Annotated in this window: 15 protein-coding genes, 1 tRNA gene and 1 pseudogene; 3 read left to right on the forward strand and 14 right to left on the reverse strand. The window is 73.3% G+C overall.

Annotated features, from left to right (window positions below):
* Positions 1-99 precede the first annotated feature (99 nt).
* From QMF80_RS19850 to mtrA, 3 genes are read right to left on the reverse strand one after another with little or no spacing between them, the layout of a single operon-like run.
* Entirely contained in the window at positions 100-1,989 is a 1,890-nt protein-coding gene (locus tag QMF80_RS19850) for an LpqB family beta-propeller domain-containing protein (protein WP_349372223.1), read from the reverse strand.
* Complete coding sequence (mtrB, locus tag QMF80_RS19855) at positions 1,979-4,003, reverse strand: MtrAB system histidine kinase MtrB (protein WP_502962886.1); 2,025 nt, start codon at positions 4,001-4,003, stop codon at positions 1,979-1,981. The genes QMF80_RS19850 and mtrB overlap by 11 nt, the downstream gene beginning before the upstream one ends.
* 1 nt (position 4,004) lies before the next feature.
* A complete protein-coding gene (mtrA, locus tag QMF80_RS19860) occupies positions 4,005-4,694 on the reverse strand; it encodes a two-component system response regulator MtrA (RefSeq protein ID WP_283455169.1) in 690 nt (229 codons plus the stop codon).
* 234 nt (positions 4,695-4,928) lie between these two features.
* On the opposite strand from mtrA, the gene QMF80_RS19865 reads away from it, so the two are divergent.
* Positions 4,929-6,359: a hypothetical protein gene (locus QMF80_RS19865; RefSeq protein WP_283455171.1), complete on the forward strand. Its 1,431-nt coding sequence runs from the start codon at positions 4,929-4,931 to the stop codon at positions 6,357-6,359.
* A 356-nt stretch (positions 6,360-6,715) separates the two neighbouring features.
* Here the strand turns inward: QMF80_RS19865 and QMF80_RS19875 are convergent, their stop codons facing one another.
* Positions 6,716-7,078, reverse strand: coding sequence for a hypothetical protein (locus tag QMF80_RS19875; protein WP_283455173.1), 363 nt, complete (start codon positions 7,076-7,078; stop codon positions 6,716-6,718).
* Positions 7,079-7,384: 306 nt separating this feature from the next.
* On the opposite strand from QMF80_RS19875, the pseudogene QMF80_RS19880 reads away from it, so the two are divergent.
* Positions 7,385-7,624, forward strand: a pseudogene (locus tag QMF80_RS19880) (MerR family transcriptional regulator); the annotation flags it as partial.
* A gap of 15 nt (positions 7,625-7,639) precedes the next feature.
* Here QMF80_RS19880 and QMF80_RS19885 read toward each other — a convergent pair.
* The 5 genes from QMF80_RS19885 to QMF80_RS19905 are packed head-to-tail and all read right to left on the reverse strand — an operon-like array spanning position 7,640 to position 12,436.
* Complete coding sequence (locus QMF80_RS19885) at positions 7,640-8,056, reverse strand: DUF962 domain-containing protein (protein WP_283455175.1); 417 nt, start codon at positions 8,054-8,056, stop codon at positions 7,640-7,642.
* 59 nt (positions 8,057-8,115) lie between these two features.
* The gene (locus QMF80_RS19890; protein ID WP_283455177.1) at positions 8,116-8,769 is read right to left on the reverse strand and encodes a DUF6875 domain-containing protein; all 654 of its coding nucleotides are present in this window, start codon (positions 8,767-8,769) and stop codon (positions 8,116-8,118) included.
* Complete coding sequence (locus QMF80_RS19895; protein ID WP_283455179.1) at positions 8,756-9,898, reverse strand: methyltransferase; 1,143 nt, start codon at positions 9,896-9,898, stop codon at positions 8,756-8,758. Before QMF80_RS19895 ends, QMF80_RS19890 begins: the two co-directional genes overlap by 14 nt.
* Positions 9,895-11,304, reverse strand: coding sequence for a cytochrome P450 (locus QMF80_RS19900; RefSeq protein ID WP_283455181.1), 1,410 nt, complete (start codon positions 11,302-11,304; stop codon positions 9,895-9,897). Before QMF80_RS19900 ends, QMF80_RS19895 begins: the two co-directional genes overlap by 4 nt.
* Positions 11,305-11,347: 43 nt before the next feature.
* The gene (locus QMF80_RS19905) at positions 11,348-12,436 is read right to left on the reverse strand and encodes a UbiA family prenyltransferase (protein WP_283455182.1); all 1,089 of its coding nucleotides are present in this window, start codon (positions 12,434-12,436) and stop codon (positions 11,348-11,350) included.
* Positions 12,437-12,748: 312 nt separating this feature from the next.
* Between QMF80_RS19905 and QMF80_RS19910 the strand changes: the two genes are divergently transcribed.
* A tRNA-Met gene (locus tag QMF80_RS19910) sits at positions 12,749-12,822 on the forward strand.
* An 80-nt stretch (positions 12,823-12,902) separates the two neighbouring features.
* Here QMF80_RS19910 and QMF80_RS19915 read toward each other — a convergent pair.
* Genes QMF80_RS19915 through QMF80_RS19935 form a run of 5 tightly spaced genes read right to left on the reverse strand, consistent with a single transcriptional unit; the run spans position 12,903 to position 18,379 of the window.
* Positions 12,903-13,946 carry an alpha-hydroxy acid oxidase gene (locus tag QMF80_RS19915; protein WP_283455183.1) on the reverse strand — a complete coding sequence of 348 codons (1,044 nt, stop codon included), beginning with the start codon at positions 13,944-13,946 and terminating at the stop codon, positions 12,903-12,905.
* Positions 13,937-15,211, reverse strand: a complete 1,275-nt coding sequence (locus tag QMF80_RS19920; protein WP_283455184.1) for an ATP-grasp domain-containing protein — start codon at positions 15,209-15,211, stop codon at positions 13,937-13,939. The genes QMF80_RS19915 and QMF80_RS19920 overlap by 10 nt, the downstream gene beginning before the upstream one ends.
* Positions 15,208-16,596, reverse strand: coding sequence for an MFS transporter (locus tag QMF80_RS19925; protein WP_283455186.1), 1,389 nt, complete (start codon positions 16,594-16,596; stop codon positions 15,208-15,210). The genes QMF80_RS19920 and QMF80_RS19925 overlap by 4 nt, the downstream gene beginning before the upstream one ends.
* Positions 16,593-17,462 carry a hypothetical protein gene (locus tag QMF80_RS19930; protein ID WP_283455188.1) on the reverse strand — a complete coding sequence of 290 codons (870 nt, stop codon included), beginning with the start codon at positions 17,460-17,462 and terminating at the stop codon, positions 16,593-16,595. The genes QMF80_RS19925 and QMF80_RS19930 overlap by 4 nt, the downstream gene beginning before the upstream one ends.
* On the reverse strand, positions 17,459-18,379 hold the full coding sequence (locus tag QMF80_RS19935; RefSeq protein WP_283455190.1) for a branched-chain amino acid transaminase: 921 nt from the start codon (positions 18,377-18,379) through the stop codon (positions 17,459-17,461). The genes QMF80_RS19930 and QMF80_RS19935 overlap by 4 nt, the downstream gene beginning before the upstream one ends.
* Between the last annotated feature and the right edge of the window lie 5 nt (positions 18,380-18,384).

The raw sequence follows: 18,384 nt of genomic DNA on the forward strand, positions 1-18,384 counted from the left end.
CCACCGCCCCCACCCAGCCCTGCCCGGCCCCGCCGGCGTTTGAGGCGCCCCCGGAGGGCGGGTGCGGCGGCGCCGCCAGGGCCAAGGCATGGGCCGCGCTCAGCCCGGATACACCGGTCCCCGCCCCCCGGAGGCAGCGGTGCGCCACTGCGCCCCCGGCGGGAGCCAGACGATGCCGTCCTCGTCCGAGTACCCGACCACCGGCTTCTTCTCGTCCTCCGAAGCCGCCACCCCCATCAGCCCCGTCGCCCCGGGCAGGCTCGCCGCGACCATCGACCCGTCGGCCAGCATGTACCGGGCCTGCACGACCCCGCCGCTCTCCCGCCCGACCACGAGCAGACGCCCCCGCGGGGCCCAGCTCATCGCCGTCACGGTCTCCATCTGCGGCGCGGCCGAACGCAGTTCACGTACCGAGACCGCCGCCGCGTCCACCTTGTCCTCGGGCCGTTCGATCCGCCCGATGTACAGGTTCCGGCGGTTGTCCTTCGTCACCAGCAGCGCGATCCGCACCCCGTCCGAGGAGACCCGCAACTGCCCGATCTGCCCGCTGTCGAGCCCGGCGACGTCCACCTTCTGCGGGGTGCCCGTCCCGCCCGGCACCCGCCACAGCGCCGGGTTCTGCGGGTCCTGGTCGGCGATCCACAGGTCACCGCGGGCGTCCCAGCTCGGCGCGGTCAGTTTGCCCGCCTTGCTGGTCAGCACCGGCGGCGGCAGCGCTCCGGCCGTGGTCAGGGAGACCACGTGCAGCGCGCGCCCGTCCTCGGAGACCACGGCCGCCCGGTGCTCGTCGTACGTCACGGCCGCCGAACCCACCTTGAGACCGCCGCCGTTGGCCGTGGCGGACAGCGGTCCGGGCACGGGTTCGGCCGGGTCCTGCTGGTCCTCCTTCTCGACCGCGAGGCTCATCCGGACCAGCCGTCGGTCCTTGTCCACGTAGTACTGGTAGCGCGGCGCCGGCGCCCGGTTCGCTATCGCGGCCGCCGCCGCCTCGGTCACCGCGCACAGCGACGAGCCGTCGGAGCGCAGCAGTTCGACCCGGTCGAGCCGGGAGGTCGTCATGTCCCGCACGGTGTAGAAGAGTTGGGTCGCCATCTTCTGGCACTGCGGGTGCGCGACGTTGTCGGCCTTCTCGTTGAGCGGCACCCGCAGGGTGCTCTGGCTGTCGTACGTGAGGGACTTGGTGCCCCCGCGCAGTTCCGTGCCGGTGGGGAAGTTGGAGTTGACGACCGGGCCGAGCCACTTGGACGGCCCCGCGAGCAGCGACCGCACGGTCTGGGTCAGCGGGTCCATGCGCGTGTCCGGATCGGTGCGCTGGCGTACGTAGACGGGGTCGGCGACGAGCGTCCCGTCCGCGAAGTAGTACTTGTTCACGGGCCGGAATATGCGCTGGAAGTCGGACTCGCTGAGCACCAGGCCGCCGGGCGGCGAGGCGATCCGCCACTGCTTGTTCTTGTCATGGACGAGCTGGATGAACTCCTCGTAGCGCGCTCCGCCGGTGTCCGGCTGGTACGCGCTGCGCTCGTCCACCGTCGCGAGCCGCTTGCCGGTGACCTTGAAGCGGTGCCCGTCGGCGTCCTTGTCGCCCTGGACCGAGACCCGGGTGATGCCGCCGGAGAGCACGGTGATGGAGGAGGCGGGCTTCCAGCTCTTGGCCGCGTCCTCGGTGAGGTACTTGCGGGCGGTCTCCAGCTGCGGATCGTCGCTGGTCATCGCTTCGAGGAAGCCGTCGACGATCTCGGGCGGGCTGGCCTTGTCAGCGGGCGGTACGCCGAACACCCGCACCTGCGAGTCGACGCCCTGGGAGGCCTGCACCTCGGTGACCTCGCCGTGGGTGGGCATGGAGGCGCAGCCCGCCGCGAGCAGCGCGCCGCAGAGGGCGCCGCCGATCGCGCCGGCCAGCCGCCGCGCCCGCCGGTCGCCCCGCGTGCCGGGAGCGCCGGGCACACCGGGCACACCGGCCGCACTCGTGGAATCGGGCTCAGCGTCCACCGGTTGCGTCCTCCTGTGCGTGATCCACCGCGCCGTCACTCCCGTCCGTACCGTCCCCGCCACCGGAACCGGAACCGGCGCCGCCGGCCCCGCCGGCCCCCGGGCCCGGCCTGGTCCCCGGCCGGGACACGACCCGCGCCCCGGACCCCGGCAGCGCCGTCGGGTCCGACGGTACGGGCGTGGCCCCGGCGACCGCCGAGCGCGGCGGTATCGGCGACCGGTTCGTCCCGGCCGCCGAGGCGGCGGTGTCCGCGGTCCCGAGCCGCCCCTCGGCCTCGGCCCGCGCACGGTTGCCCCGCGAGTCCTCCGGCTCCAGCGGGATCGGGGAGCCCCGCAGCGGCTCGTCGGCGGTCCGGGGCAGGGTCAGCCGGAACTGCGACCCGCCGCCCGGCTCGCCCCAGGCCTGGAGCCAGCCTCCGTGCAGCCGGGCGTCCTCGACGGCGATGGACAGGCCCAGGCCCGTACCGCCGGTGGTGCGGGCGCGCGCCGGGTCGGCGCGCCAGAAGCGGTTGAAGACCCGGGTGGCCTCGCCGGGCTTGAGGCCCACGCCGTAGTCCCGTACGGCCACGGCGACCGCTCCGCCCGCCGAGGCGAGCCGGACCACCACGTCGCGGCCCTCTCCGTGCTCGACGGCGTTGACGACGAGGTTGCGCAGCACCCGCTCGACCCGGCGGCCGTCGGCCTCGGCGATCACGGGCTGGGTGTCGCCGAGCACCCGGATCCGGGTGCCCTTGCGCTCGGCCAGCGGTTCGGCGCCGCCGATGACCCGGTGCACGACGTCGCGCAGGTCGATCGCGTCCGCCTCCAGCGCGGCGGCGCCCGCGTCGAACCGGCTGATCTCCAGCAGGTCGGCGAGCAGCGACTCGAAGCGGTCGAGCTGCCCGGCGAGCAGTTCGGCGGCGCGGGCGGTGACCGGGTCGAAGTCGACGCGCGCGTCATGGATGACGTCGGCGGCCATCCGGACGGTGGTCAGCGGGGTGCGCAGCTCGTGGGAGACGTCGGAGACGAACCGGCGCTGCATCCGGGACAGCTCCTCCAGCTGCTGGATCTTGTGCTGGAGGTTCTGGGCCATTTTGTTGAAGGCTTCGCCCAAGCGGGCGATGTCGTCCTCGCCGGTGACCTTCATCCGCTCCTGGAGCCGCCCGGCGGAGAGCCGCTCGGCGATCCCGGCCGCCATCCGGACGGGCGTGACCACCTGGCGCACGACGAACCAGGCGATGGCGCCGAGCAGGACGACGACGAACAGTCCGGCGGTGGCGATGGTGGTCTTGACCAGGTTCAGGGACTCCTGCTCCTGGGTCAGCGGGAACAGGTAGTACAGGTCGTAGGGCTCCCCGTTGATGTCGGTGAGCCGTTTGCCGATGACCAGGGCCGCCTCGGGCTCGGTGCCCGGCGTGCTGTAGCGGATCTGCGACGGAGTGAGGAAGGTGCCCGTCGCGTGGTTGACGGACTTGCGCAGCGCCATGGGGACGCTGGCCGTGGGGTCCACGTCGCCGGAGGCGCGGGCTCCGCGTACGCCGGGGCCCGTCTCGCCGGTCCCGGCGCCGAGGGCGACCACCTCGAAGGCGCTCTGCCCGCCACTGGCCAGTTGTTTGACCAGAGAACTCATCCAGGTGCTGGCGTCCCGGCCGACCTTGCTGTCGACAGCGGTGGGATCCGGCCCGTCGGTCGTGGAGGGAGTGTTGGCCTTCTCCTGTGCGACCGCGAAGCCGCCCGCCGCCTGGCTCTGCGCGGCCTCTTCCTTGGCGGAGAGCAGCCCCTCGCTGACCTGGGCTATGACGACGAAGCCGAGGCTGAGGACCACGGCGAGCGACATGAGCAGGGTGCCCGCGACCACCCTGAGCTGGAGATTGCGCCGCCAGAGGCGGACAGCGGGGAGCAGCGGCCGGCGTACGAGTCGTACGAACAGCCGCAGCACGGGGCCGCCGACCGCTCCGTCGGCCATCTGACGGAGGGGTCGGCCGCCCCGCAGGGCCCCCCGACGGGAACCGCGGAGGGGCCTGCCGGGCTTCATGTCAGCTCGGTCCGGCCTTGTAGCCGACACCACGTACGGTCACCACGATCTCCGGGCGCTCCGGGTCCTTCTCGACCTTGGAGCGCAGTCGCTGCACGTGCACGTTGACCAGGCGGGTGTCCGCCGCGTGCCGGTATCCCCAGACCTGCTCCAGCAGCACCTCACGGGTGAAGACCTGCCAGGGCTTACGGGCGAGGGCGACCAGCAGGTCGAATTCGAGCGGGGTCAGCGCGATGGAGGCGCCGTCCCGCTTCACGGAGTGGCCGGCCACGTCGATGACCAGGTCACCGATGGTGAGCTGCTCGGGCGCGGGCTCCTCCGAGCGGCGCAGGCGGGCCCGGATCCGGGCCACCAGCTCCTTGGGCTTGAACGGTTTGACCATGTAGTCGTCGGCGCCGGATTCCAGCCCCACCACCACATCGACCGTGTCGCTCTTGGCGGTGAGCATCACGATCGGTACGCCTGATTCGGCGCGGATCAGCCTGCAGACCTCTATGCCGTCCCGTCCGGGCAGCATGAGGTCGAGCAGTACCAGGTCTGGCTTTGCCTCCCTGAAAGCAGCAAGTGCCTTGTCGCCGTCCGCTACGAACGACGGCTCAAAACCTTCTCCACGCAGCACAATGCCGAGCATCTCGGCCAGCGCGGTGTCGTCGTCGACGACAAGGACGCGTCCCTTCATGGTTGACATCATCCCATTAGCTAATCGTTACCTGGCGGTGAGCTGTCCCACAGCCAAAGGGGCTGGAAATCGCCCCTCTGACCTGCGTCGTGATCCAGTCGTCCAGTCTGCCTCGGATCCGGGCGACAATTGAAGGTGCGGGCTGGTCCGATATCCGGGGGACGACCGGTCCGTCCGGCGTTCCCACGTGGCACGATGGCAGCGACCCAGCGCCCCCGTCCGCGCAGTACACGTGAAGGAGCGACGATGAACGACTCTCCGGGCTGGGCTACGCCCGGACCCTCCCCGTCCGACGGTGAGCGCACGGGCGCTCCCGAAGCGAACGGTACGGGGGCGCAGCCGCCATCCGCACAGCCTTCACCCCAGAATCCCGCGCAGCCGCCGGTCGCGCCTGCCCAGCCCGCCGCCCAGGCCCCGGCCCAGCCCGCCCCGCAGGACCCGCGGACCGCGCCCGCGCAGCCGCCGGCAGACCCCAAGTGGTCCGCCCAGCAGCCCCCGCCCGGCCAGTGGTCCAGCCCCGGCGCGCAGGACGCTCCGGGTGCCCCTGGAGCCCCGGCTGACGGCTCCGCCCAGCCGCCGAGGCCCGGCGCGGGCTGGGGCTCGTACGACGGCGCCCCGGGCGGCCAGTACGGCGGCCCCCAGTACGGGAACCAGCGGTACGGGAACCAGTACGGCGGCCCCGGCGCCCCCGGCGGCTGGGGCAAGCCCCCGGCGGCCAAGCCCGGCGTGATCCCGCTGCGCCCCCTGGGCCTCGGCGAGATCCTCGACGGCGCGGTCACCACCATGCGCACCCACTGGCGCTCGGTGCTGTCCGTCACCGCCGTCGTCGCCGTGATCGTGCAGATCGCCACCGTGATCTTCCAGCGGTACTCGCTGGACCGGCTGATGACCGACCCGAGCTCGATCACCGGTCCCGGGGAGATGCTCGACATCATGGGCGGCAGCCTCGCCGTCTCCGTCATCACCGCGTTCATCCAGGTCATCGGCGGGATCCTGGTCACGGCCATGCTCACCATGATCTTCAGCCGGGCCGTGCTCGGTCATCCCTCCACGGTCGCCGGGGCCTGGCGCGACGCCCGCCCCCAGTTGCTCCGTCTGGGTGGCCTGAGCCTCCTGCTGACCGCCGGCGCCATCGTTTTGATCCTGGTCCTGATGCTCCCGGGCCTGCTCGCCGACAGCATCGGCCTGGCCGTCGTCGGCGCCCTCGCGGGCCTGGCCGTCCTGGTCTGGCTGTGGATCCGCTTCAGCCTCGCCTCGTCCGCCCTGATGCTGGAGAAGGCCACCGTCTTCAAGGCCCTCGGCCGCTCCGCGAAGCTGACCCAGGGCGCCTGGTGGCGGATCTTCGGCATCACGCTGCTGACCGCCCTCATCGTCGGCATCGTCTCGATGATCGTCGCCGTGCCCTTCACCGCCCTGGCGATCATCTTCGGCGGCGGCCTCGACACCCTCACCGCCGGAAACACCCCCGACAGCTGGACCTACCTGATCCTCGCGGGCATCGGCGGGGTCATCACCACGGCCATCACCATGCCGATGCAGTCGGGCGTCACCGTCCTGCTGTACATCGACCAGCGCATCCGGCGCGAGGCCCTCGACCTCGAACTCGCCCGCGCGGCGGGCGTCGACGACTACGGCACGCCCGGCGCCGCCCCCCAGTACCCCGGCGCAGGGGGCTGATGCGTTGATCACCACGGGGGGAACGATCACACGCACCACCGCGCACACCCGGACAGCCCTGCTGCCCGGCTCCGAGGCACCGCCGCTGACGACACCGCGCGACGCCGCCCGCGAGGCGGCCGAGCACGAGCTGTCCAAGCCGCTCTACCACCAGGACGACCCGAGCCTGATCCAGCGCGCCATCGACCGCTTCTGGAGATGGCTCGGCGACCTCGCCGGATCCGCGTCCGAGGCCACCCCCGGCGGGATCGTCGGGATCCTCGTGATCCTCCTGGTGATCTCCCTGCTCGTCGGCGCCCTGTGGTGGGGGGGGGGGGGGGCCCCCCCCGGCGGCGCCCGCCCCTCGATCCGCTCGTTCAGGATGCCCGGCCCGGACCCGTCCCACTCCCGACGCCACCGCTCACGCTGCCGCTGCCGCCACGGTTCTTCCGTCCGGCCAGCTGGCCCTGGACGAAGGGGTCCGTGTCGGGCGTGTACGGGCCGCCGTGGGCGTCGAGCACATCGGCGATCCGCTCCCACTCGGCGAGCGTGGCACGGGTCAGGTCGTCGATGTCCTTCCGGTCGTCGGGGCCCCCGGCGGCCTTCTGGGCCGCTTCTAGGGCCTCGGAGCTCTCATGGTGTGACATTCCGGTGGCCAGCCGACGCACCTCGTCGCACGCCGCGCGTTCCTCCGCGGTGGGACCCGCGTCCTCGAACACCGGATCGTCTGCCTCTGCCATGGGGTTCCCTTCCTCGCGCTGGAATTCCGGGGCCGTGGCCCGCAGTGCGCATTATGCGTGGGCCAGGGAAACGACTTCTGACGGGGTCGGGCCAAGACCGGGGCAGTCGCTGTACCCGCGCTCCCCGCCCACGTACATCAGGTACGGGGACCGGACCTGGTTGATGCCAGATCCGCCGGACCTCCTGGGACAGGGGCTGCTCCGCGTCGGCGTGGATGACGTGGAGGTACGTCCGGCCCACCGCGTTCGGGGTGGAGCCCTCGGCGATGATCGGCCCGGCGGCGGCGCGCTGGGCGTAGTAGGTGTGTGCGCATCGGTGACCTGGCCCGGCGGACCGGCGTGAGCGAACGGTCGCTGCGGTGCTACGAGGAACAGGGCCTGCTGACGGCCGGGCGGACCGGCGGGGCCGGCGCCGGTACGCCGACGGCGCCGTCGACCGGGTGATCCGGGTCCAGGAGCTGTTCCCGGCGGGACCGCACAGCGGAGATCGCGCAGCTGCCGCCCTGCATGCGGGACGCGACCGCCGGGCGGCCGGGCGCCGTCGCGTAGGGGCGGCCGGTCTCAGGCCGCGTGATCCAGGGTCCGGGGGCACTGCGCCACCTCGGCGGCGGCGCCCTCCACGGGGACGTCGTCGACGCACTCGGCTGCGGCATCCTCCCGTTCGAGACGGGCCAGCAGTTCCTTCAGCCGGGCGTTGCGGCCGGTCGCCATCATGTAGATCATCTTCAGGTCTCCGGAGAAGGCCGCGCCGGGGTCGGTGAATCCGACCGGCAGGTTCCGCTCGAAAACGAAGTGGCCGCTCCACGCGAAGGCGAAGAAGGCGGCGGGTACGGTCCACAGCAGCTTGGGCCTGCGGCGCCGGACCGTGGTCACGGCCGCCGCCGCGGCGGCGGACATGCCCACCACGTGCATCCAGCGGCTCGCCTCGCTGGTGTGCCCGCGCATGTACTCCTCGAAGCGCTGGTCGAACTCCCTCATCACAGGACTCCTCGATTCGATCGTGGTGTGTCGTACGTCGTGTGGTGCCGCGTACGGTGTCAGTTGACGGCGGACCCCGCCTCGTACGACGAGCGGAGCAGCGGGTCGGCGACCGCTCCCCGTTCGTAGCGGGTCCCGAAGCGGTGCTGGTACTCGGCGAAGAGCCGGGTGTCGTTGTGCAGGAACAGCACGTCGTGCAGGGCCATGTTCCGCATGGCCAGCAGGGGTACGGGGCTGCGCGAGACCGCGAAGTCGGCATTGCGGGCAGCGGGCTCGGGGCACTCGGGGTGGAACTGGCCGAGCATCAGACCGGCTTCGGCGAGTTCTGCCTTGAGGACGGCCTGGACGGTGTCGAGTTCGGACCAGAGTTCCCGCGGGAGGTCGGGCAGGATCAGCACGTACGCGTACATCGTCGGGTTCGAGCGGGGCCAGTGCGTGGTGCGGAACGTGCGCGCCATGTCCCGCACCAGCGCGCGTAGTTCGCTGCCGTCCACATGGGCCAGACCCGTTCGGGTGTGCATCATCAGGGTTCCGGCCCGGGCCGCCGGTTCCACGAAGGGGCAGACGTCGCCGTCCCGGCCGAGCTGGCCGTGGGGCCGGCTCACGTAGTCGCGCAGCCAGCGCTGGACCACCGCCTCGGCCCGTTCGGTGTCGGAGGCCGGGCACGCGGGCGCCAGGACCGCGACCGCGCTCGCCTCGTCATGAGGCGCCATGGGGGCCCCCTTCCTCGCCGGACGGCCGGGGCTCCCCCAGCGCGCCGCGCGCCTCGATGACCCCGGTGCCGCCGGGCAGCCGGGTGACCCGCAGCGCGGTCAGGCCCGCCTCGCCCAGCAGGGCCCGGGTCTCCTCCTCCGTGCGCTCCCGGCCGCCGTCGAAGAGGGACATCATGTACAGGTCCATCAGCCCGCCCCACTGGCCCGTGGAGCCCTCCCCCGCGGCGGCGCCCGGATCCGCGGCCGCGAGGTGGTCGATGAGGACGAGCCGGGCGTCGGGGCTCATGGCGGCCCGGCAGTTGCGCAGGATCGCGACGCAGGACTCGTCGTCCCAGTCGTGCAGGATGTGCCGCAGGACGTAGCGGTCCGCGCCCGCGGGCAGCGCCTCGAAGAAGTTGCCCTCGCGCAGCTCGCAGCGCTCGGTGAGGCGGGCGCCCGCAAGGCGCAGGGCGGCGGGGGGAAGGGCCGCGGCCAGGTCCACCAGCGTCCCGCGCAGCTCGGGCCGGTCGGCGAGCAGCCCGGTGAGCAGCGCCGCGTCTCCGCCGCCGATGTCGGCCACGCTCAGCGGGCCGGTGAAGTCCACCGCGCCCAGCAGTCCTTCGAGTTCCAGGGCAAGGCCGGTCTCCTGGGACCGGTCGAAGATTCCGCGCAGCCGGGTGTCGTCGCCGAGGTGGGAGAAGAAGTCCTGGCCGAAGACCTCGGTGAAGGCCGGGCGGCCGGTACGAACCACCTGGGTGAGCCGCTCCCAGGCGGGCGCCACGGTGGAGGCGACGAGCAGCGCGGTGGGCAGTGCGGAGCCGGGGCCGTCGGAGCGCAGGGTCTCGCCGAGCGGGGTGAGGGAGAACAACTGCTGTCCGTCGCGGTGTTCGAGGTGCAGGATCTCGAAGGAGGCCAGGGCTCGCAGCAGTCGGGGCAGCAGGGCGCGGTCGGCGCCGACCTGCGAGGCGAGTTGGTCCGCGGTGCGGGCGCCGTGACCGAGGACGTCGGCCAGGCCGAGTTCGGCCATGGCGCCGATGGCGCGGGAGCGGAGCTGGCCGTAGATCAGTTCGCGCATCCGCCAGGCGTTGCGGGCCTGGGCGCCGTCCGGGACGGCGACCCTCCCGGTGGGGCGGATGGTCTGGCTCGTCATCGGGTTTCCTCCACCAGTACGTCACGGGCAAGGGCAAGGTCTTCGTGGACGCGGCGGGCGGTCGCGCGCACCGGCGGTTTGGCGACGACCTGGACGCGCAGCCCGCCGCGCGGGATCAGCGCCGGGATGCCGCCGTACTGCGGCCGCAGGGTCAGCAGGTCGAGTTCGGTGCGCTGGGCGAGCCGGGAGAGGACCGCGGGGAGCACGGCTCCGGCGATGCCCGCTCCGATGCAGCGGCGGGCGCCGTAGCCGTAGGGCAGGTACTCGAACGGCGAGGGGGCCTCGTACCCCTCCTGGCCGGTGTCCCAGCGCTCGGGCCGGAAGGCGTCCGGGGCGTCCCAGACCGAGGGCAGCCGGTGGGTGATGTACTCGCTGACCGCCACGGTGCTGCCCGCGGGGATCAGGTGGCCGCCGTAGCGGAAGGCCTTGACGCAGCGGCGCGGGCTCATCACCACGGGCGGGTGCAGGCGCAGGCTCTCCTGGACGACCCGGCCGGTGTAGCGGAGCCCGCGGACGTCGGCCGGGGTGGCGGGGGCGCCGTCGAGGACCTGCTCGGCCTCAGCCCGCATCCGCTGCCACACACCGGGATGTGCGAGCGAGTTGTACACGGCCCAGCCGATTCCGGAGCCGACCGGGTCGTAGCCCGGGATCAGGGCGCTGACGACCATGTCGCGGATCTCCTGGTCGCTCATCGCGGCTCCGTCGTCAGCGAGCATCACCGAGATGAGGTCCTCGCCGCCGCGGGTTCCGGCTTCGCCGCCGAGGCGCCTGCGGGTGAGCTCGGCGTAGATCCGCTGCTCCACGGCGGCGATCCCGTCGAGGGCGCGCCTGCGGGCGCGGGTGGGCAGGCTCCAGGCGACCATCTGCTGGGGCAGCGGGTTGTCCATCAGCTCGTGGATCTGGTCGAGTTTGCCGATCAGGTACGGGGCTTGCGCGGCGAGCCGTTCCCCGCAGAACAGCCGGAGCATGGCGCCCCGGACCGCCTCGCGCAGTTCGGCGTGGATGTCGAGGCGCTGCCCGGGCCGCCAGCTGTCGATGGCCCGGTCCACGGCGGCCAGGATCAGGCGGCCGGCCTGTTCGACTCCGGGCCGCTGGAAGGAGGGGAGGGCCTTGCGCTTGCGGCGGGCGTGCGGGGGGCCGTCGGTGACGACGAGGGCGGTCTCCCCGGCGATGGGCCGGAGCATGTCGTAGGCCCCGGCGAACCGGAAGTTGTCGGGGTTGCGCATCACGAGGGCGTTGGCCTGCGGCCCGAAGAGGAAGTAGGTGCGGGTGGGGCCCAGGCCGAAGGCGCTGACCTCGCCGTACTCGTCCTTGAGGTGCTCCAGCCCTTCCGGCAGCGAGCGCTGGAACGCTCTGACGGTGCGTACGACGTGGGCGGGTGTACGCGGTCCGGGGACAGCGGGCATGCGGGAACTCCTTCGGGGGCGGTGGGGGGCGAGGCAGAGGGGCTCAGGCCGTCCGGGTCGGCGCGGCGCCGTCGCGCTGCCGCCGGGAGTCCAGGGCGAGCCGGTCGCTGCCGAACAGGATCACGGCGCCGATCGCCACGGACAGCGCGGTCGCCCAGCCCGGGGCGCGGAGCACCAGGACGGAGGCGAGGAAGGCGGTGGAGAGGATCATGTCGGCCTTGAGTACGGCGTTGGCGGCTTGGTTGTCGACGGCCTTGGCCATGGCCCGGCACTGCAGGAAGGCGGCGACGGCCCACGGCAGGGCCGCCAGGGTGCGCAGCGGCAGGCTGCCCGCCAGGACGAAGCCGGTGAGCGAGAGGTAGCCGACCAGGGTGACCACGGTGGCGGCGCGGGCTGCGGAGAGCCGGTCGGCGAAGACCGTCGCGGAGGTGCGCAGCCCCGCGTCGCGGTCGCCGTCGTAGTCGGGGAGGTTCTTGACCATTCCCTTGGCCACGAACCAGATGACCAGGAAGGCGAGAATCGCCCAGGCGTCACCGGTCAGCCGCCGCACCCCGCTGGGGGCCGCGAGGTAACCGAGGAGGTACGGGCCGAAGACGGCGAGGCTGAAGGCGAACAGCCCCGTCACGGGGCGGGCCTTGAGCCGCCCCGGGAGGAAGGAGTACTGGTGTGCTCCTACGAGCGCCAGGGCCATCGGCACCACGTAGGCCACGCTGTAGAGCAGGGACAGGCCGAGCAGGAGGGCGCTCATCGCGTGGCTGATCCACAGCAGCCTGCGGTGGCCGATGCGCAGGACCTGCCAGACACGGCCGGGGAGGTTGCGGCTGTCCTCGGCGAGGTCGGTGTACGCGTTGTAGGTGTTGGCCAGCAGCCCGTAGACGAGCGAGACGGCCAGTCCGGTGAAGAAGAGCCCGGACACCGGGCCGCCCGCCACCGTCCAGCCGAGCGCGAAGGTCAGCATCCCGGGGACGCAGGTCCGCGGCCGCCCGAGGAGCAGGGTGATCCGTACGGTCTCGCCCCACCCGGAGGCGCCGGGGGTGGTGCGTACCGCCTGCTCGCGCTGGGGCGGGCTGAGCGCGGCGAACTCCTCGGGTCCGGATGGTGCGACTACGGGTCGGGCGGCGTTCAGGGTCACGTGGCTCGTCCTCCATCCGCCGGGCCCGCTCCCTCGCCGGAGGGGCCGGGCCGTGCGTCGCGGTTCGGTGCACCGACGATGACGGCGCGCACTTGACGGGCACTCAGATACGCCTAGAGATCGCTTCGCGACCCGGTCCGGATCCGCTGGGCGGGCCGGTGGCGTCCTCCTGGAAATGGCCTACGACCTGCGCTTGCACCGCTCTCAGCCGGGTCTGGGGCCGGTCCAGAGGTGCTTGAGGACCAGCCCGGGCCCCGCGCCGGGCACGTGGTCAACGGGCCCGCGCGACTCGCGTAGAGTGGGGTTTACCGACGCGGGGTGGAGCAGCTCGGTAGCTCGCTGGGCTCATAACCCAGAGGTCGCAGGTTCAAATCCTGTCCCCGCTACTCATGGATGAGGCCCCCTCGACGTTCACGTCGAGGGGGCCTTGCCGCGTTCGCGGGCCGTCCGCACGGGGCGGCCGGGACTATCCGTGCAGGAGGTCCGGGCCGATCCCGGCGATCGTGGCGGCCCCGGCCAGTGCCATGCGCAGTGCGAGCTGCTCCCGGTAGGAGTCCAGCAGGGCGGCCACCCCTTCGGCCCCGCCCAGGGCCAGAGCCCACAGCACGGGGCGGCCCACCAGGACGGCGCGCGCCCCGAGGGCGAGGGCGACCAGGACGTCGGTGCCCGTCAGCAGCCCGCCGTCGACCAGCACGGGCACGGTGTCGCCGACCGCGCGCACCACCGAGGGCAGCACCTCCGCGGTGGCGGCCGCGCGGTCGAGCTGGCGGCCGCCGTGGTTGGAGACGATGATCCCGGCCGCCCCCGCGTCCACGCACGCCGTCGCGTCGTCCGGCCTCAGGACGCCCTTGACCAGCACGGGCAGGCCGGAGAGTCGCGCCAGCTCGCCGATCACCCCGGGGCCGATCGACGGGTCCTGCTCCCATCCGGGCAGCCGGGTGCCGAGCCCCACGGAACGGCACAGCTCGTCGTCCTGGGGCAGCGGCAGCGGCAGACCGGCCGTGGCCTTCGGGGGTACGTAGGGCGCGTCGACGGTGAGGACGAGCGCCCGGGCCCCGGCCGCGGCGGCCCGTTCCACCTGGCGGCGGGTGATGTCCCGGTCCCGCAGGCAGTAGACCTGGTACCACCAGGGCCCGGCGGCCGCCGCGACGTCCTCCGGGTACCGGGTGGCCCGGGAGGAGAGCACCATCAGCGACCCGGCGGCGGCGACGCCCGCGGCCGTGGCCACCTCGCCCTCGTCGTGGGCCATCCGGTGGAAGGCGGTCGGCGCGGCCAGTACGGGCGAGGAGAGGCGGCTGCCGAGCAGTTCCACGGAGGTGTCCACGGCGGACACGTCGCGCAGAACGCGCGGGGCGAAGCGCCGGGTCCGCCAGGCCGCCGCCGCCTCCCCCACACTGAGCTGCTCGTCGGAGCCCGCCGCGTAGAAGTCGTAGGCCGCGGCGGGCAGTACGGCGCGGGCCCGCGCCGCGAGCTCCGGGCCCGCCGTGACGGCCGGGGGGCTCAGATCCATTCGCCCGCGCCCTCGGGGTCACCGCCGACCACCTTGACCGCGAACTCCAGCCCCGCCACGGCCTGTTGGGCGCGGGCGACGGCCTCGGCGGCGTCCGCTCCGCGCACCCGGACGAAGGCGGCGCGGGACTCGGAACTATCCAGGTCGCCCACGGCGTCCCCGGCGTCCAGCAGCGCCTCGGCGACCACGACGTCCGGCAGGGCCGCGGCCTCGGCCAGGCCGTTGATCGCGGTCAGGGTGCCGCGCGCGCGGGGCACCGCGAACCAGATGGCCTCGGGGCGGCGGTCCACGGCCGGGTCGGCGAGGGTCTTGCGGATGTCGGCGAGCACCGACTGGCCGAGGGTCTGGCGGACCACGCAGTCGACGAGGTCGACTCCGGTCACGTCCTGGACCAGGTAGGGGATCTCGTCCCCGGCGAGCCGGACGTGGGTCTCGATGACGCGGGGGCCGCCGTCGGTGAGCACGACCTCGGTGTGGGTGACCCCGTAGGTGATGCCGAGGGCGTCGAGCAGGCGGCGTACATAGGTGTGGACCGACTCGCTCTGCTCCGCGCCGAGTTCGGCGGGGACGACATGGCCGACCTCGACGAAGCCGACCGGGTCGGAGTACTTGCGGGTGATGGCGAGGATCTCGTGCTCGCCGTCCTCCGAGAAGGCCTCCACGCTGAACTGCGGCCCCACGTGGAAGCGTTCGACGAGGACGCCCGCGTCCGGGATGACCTCGAAATCGCGGGCGGCGCGGGCGAACGCCGCGTCGGCCTCCTCGATGTCGCGGACCACCGAGACACCGAAGCTGCCCGCGCCCTGGGTGGGCTTGACCACGCAGGGGGTGCCGTGTTCGGTGAGGAAGGCGCGCAGCTCGGCGGCGTCGGCGACCCGGGCCACCGGGGTCTCGTCGACGCCGGTCTCCGCGAGCCTGCGCCGCATCGCGTGCTTGTCGTGCACGTAGGCGATGGTCCGCGGGCTGTGGCAGGGCAGGCCCAGGGCCTCGGCCACGGCGGCGGCGCGGTCCTGGTCGCGTTCGCCGAAGGTGCCGACGCGGGTGAAGGGGTGGCGGGCGTGGACGGCCGCCGCCAGGGCGGTCCATTCCTCGTCGGGGGCGTCGCTGCGCAGGGCGAGCACCCGGTCGTGCTGTCCCGGCTCGCGGATCTTGGGGACGAAGTCCATCCGGCACAGGATGGTGGTGGCCACGTCCGGGCCACCGACGTCACGGATCAGCCCGGGGACCTCGCGGCCGCCGCCGACGATGAGTACGTGTTCGGTCATGTGGTCACCTCGGTGGTCGCGGGGGTGGTCGGAGTGGCGGGTGCACCCGCGCCGGTGTGCGCGCCCGCGGTGGCGGGCACCGGGCGCGGGCCGCCCGTGGCCCGTACGACGACCGCGGCCAGCGCGAAGATCCCGGCGAGCAGCGCCCACCCTATGCTGCCGAGCGGAAGCATCACCGAGGTCATCAGGACCGGGCCGACGATCTGCTGGCCGGTCACGCCCAGGCTGAAGGCGGCCAGGTAGCGGGAGCGGGCGGGCGCCGGGGACATGTCGTACGACAGGCTCCAGACGGCGACGGAGTGCAGGTTCTCGCCGACGGTGAGCAGCACCACGGCGAGGACGGCGCAGGCCGCGGCGGGCCAGACCGGGACGTGCTCGGCCCCCGCGAAGAAGCCGCAGGCCAGCAGCAGCGGCGTCAGGGCGACCCAGAGGAGCTTCAGGGCGCGTGCGGTGGTCTCCGCGAACTTCGACACGTAGACCTGGAGCAGCACGGTGAGCACGGTGTTCACGGCGAGGAGCACCGAGACGGCCGAGGCGGGTGCGGCGGTCGCGGTGGTCAGCCACAGCGGCAGCAGCACGAACAGCACCGAGTCGTGCAGGGACAGCACCCCGTTGGAGACGGTGAACAGCATGAAACGCAGGTCCCGGAAGGGGCTGCGGACGGGTTCCGACGGAGCGTCGAGCGGGTCCGGCCCCTGCGGCTCCGGCGCTTGCGTCCCGGCCGGGGCGGTCTTGGCGGCGGGGACGGGCCGTCGGTCCTGCGCTCCCGCCGTGCGGCGCAGCCGCTCGACGACCGCGGCGATGACGAAGAAGGTCAGCGCGTTGCCGAGGAAGAGGGCGACGAAGGCGGCCCGGCTCTCGACCGCCAGGACCGCACCGGCCAGCAGGAAGCCGGCCGTCAGCCCGATGTTGCGCACCGAACGGATCGAGGCCATGGTCCGGGTCTGGTTCTCGCCGCCCTCGATCAGCCCGACCACGACCTGCTGGAGCGGCGAGCAGCCCCGGTCCAGGGCGGTCAGTACGCAGGTCAGCAGGGCGTACGGCCAGAAGTCGTGGACCAGCGCGAAGCCCGCGTAGCCGAGGCCGCGGGCCACGAGCAGGGCGACGTACACCGTGGCCGGACCGACGCGGTCGGCGAGGCGGCCCAGCGGGACCGGGCTGAGCAGGCCGACGACGCTCGCGACGGCGAGCACCAGGCCGACCCGCTCGGCCGGGAAGCCCACCACGGTGACGAAGTACAGGGTCGAGGCGGCCAGGAACATGCCGGAGCCGACCGAGTCCACGGCGGCGCCCGCGGCGAGCTTGCGCCCGGCGGGGGTCCTGGGGAGGATCGCGGCCATGAACCGGGCGAGCCGCCCGCCCGGCGAGGTCCGCGCTTCGCTCATGCGTCAGCTCCGGGCGCGGCGGTGGACGGGGCCTGGCGCAGCCAGGCGGTGAGTTCGCCGGTGCGCCGCACGTGCGTCCCGGTGGCCGCCTCGGGCGGGGGCCGGCGCAGCCAGTTCCAGGTGTAGCGGCGGACCGCGTTGACGCACTGGAGCACGTGCTCCGCGTCCTCGTACGTCGCCACCTCGGCCAGCAGGGCAGTGGCGAGCTGGAGCCTGCCGATCCGCTCGACCAGGACCCAGCCGCCCGCCGCCGCGAACGCCGGGTCGGCGCCCACCCATTCGTCCCGGGTGGCACCGAGCCCGCGCAGGGCCTCCTCGGCGAGGTCCCAGGCCGCGGCGGCCCGGCCGCCGGGGCGGGGGCCGAGGGCGGCGCGCAGCCGCCCGGTCATCCCGTCGTAGTAGACGGGGTCGGCGAAGGCGGCCACCAGGACGGTGACCAGGCGGTGGGCCGCTTCGGCGGGCAGCCCCTCGCGCACGGCCGTACCGGTGACGCCGGGCCCGAAGGCCGACCGGGCCCGTACGACGTCTTCCTGTACGGCCCAGCGGACACAGCCCGCCATCACCTCGTCGATGTCGTCGCCGTCGTCAGCGCTGTAGGTGCTGGAGGCGTCTTCGGCGCTCTCGGCCGCGGCGTTCGCGGTTCTGGCGTCGGCGCCCTGGGGCGCGCGCGCACCGGCCGTCCGCAGCCAGGCCCGGGCGGCGGCCAGGTCGATCAGCCGGTCGCACACCTCCTCGTCCAGTGACGTGCGCCGGGTGGGGCCGCCGACCGGGCCCGGGAAGGCGAGGGCGGCCGTCTCCAGCCGGGCCACCGCCGACCGCACGTGGCGCAGCTCCTCCCCGACCGGAAGCTCGTACAAGCTGCTCACACGCGCTCCAGCCAGTGCTCGTACGCCTGGTCGCGACCGCGCACGACCTCCTGGAAGAGGCCGCGCAGCTCCTTGGTGACCGGGCCGACCCGGCCGTTGCCGACCGGCCGCTCGTCCACGGAGGCCACCGGCACGATCTCGGCGGCGGTACCGGTCAGGAACGCCTCGTCGGCGATGTAGATCTCGCTGCGCGGGATGCTGCGCTCGACGACGGTCAGACCGAGGTCTCGGGCGAAGGTGATGGCGCAGTCACGGGTGATGCCGGGCAGGATGCCGTCGCTGACCGGCGGGGTGACCAGCTCGCCGTTGCGGAGCATGAACAGGTTGGCGGCCGAGGCCTCGGCGATGTGCCCGTTCGCGGTCAGCATCAGCGCGTCGTCGTAACCGGCGCGCTGCGCACCGACCTTGGCCAGCGCGCTGTTCACGTACGCGCCGGTGGCCTTGGCCAGCGGGGGCACGGTCTGGTTGGAGTTGCGCTGCCAGTTGCTGACGATGAGGCGGCAGCCCTCGTTCTCCGCCTTGTCACCGAGGTAGGAGCCCCAGGGCCAGACCGCGATGGACATGCGGACGGCGTCGAGGTTCGGCGCCACGCCCATCTCGCCGTAGCCGAGGTAGGCGATGGGCCGGATGTAGCAGGAGGGCTGGCCGTTGACGCGCACGAGTTCGCGGACCGCCTCGACCAGCTCTTCGTCTGTCCACGGCAGTTGCATCAGGTAGACGCGGGCCGAGTCGCGCAGCCGGGCGATGTGCTCGCGCAGCCGGAACACGGCGGAGCCGCTCTCGGTCTCGTAGGCGCGGATGCCCTCGTAGACGCCCCAGCCGTAGTGCAGGCTCGGGGTGAGCACGTGCACCTGGGCTTCGTCCCAGGGGACCAGTTCGCCGTCCATCCAGATGAAGGGGGTCGGGGTCAGTGGCATGTCGG

This window comes from Streptomyces sp. G-G2, from assembly GCF_030063135.1.
Lineage (GTDB): Bacteria > Actinomycetota > Actinomycetes > Streptomycetales > Streptomycetaceae > Streptomyces.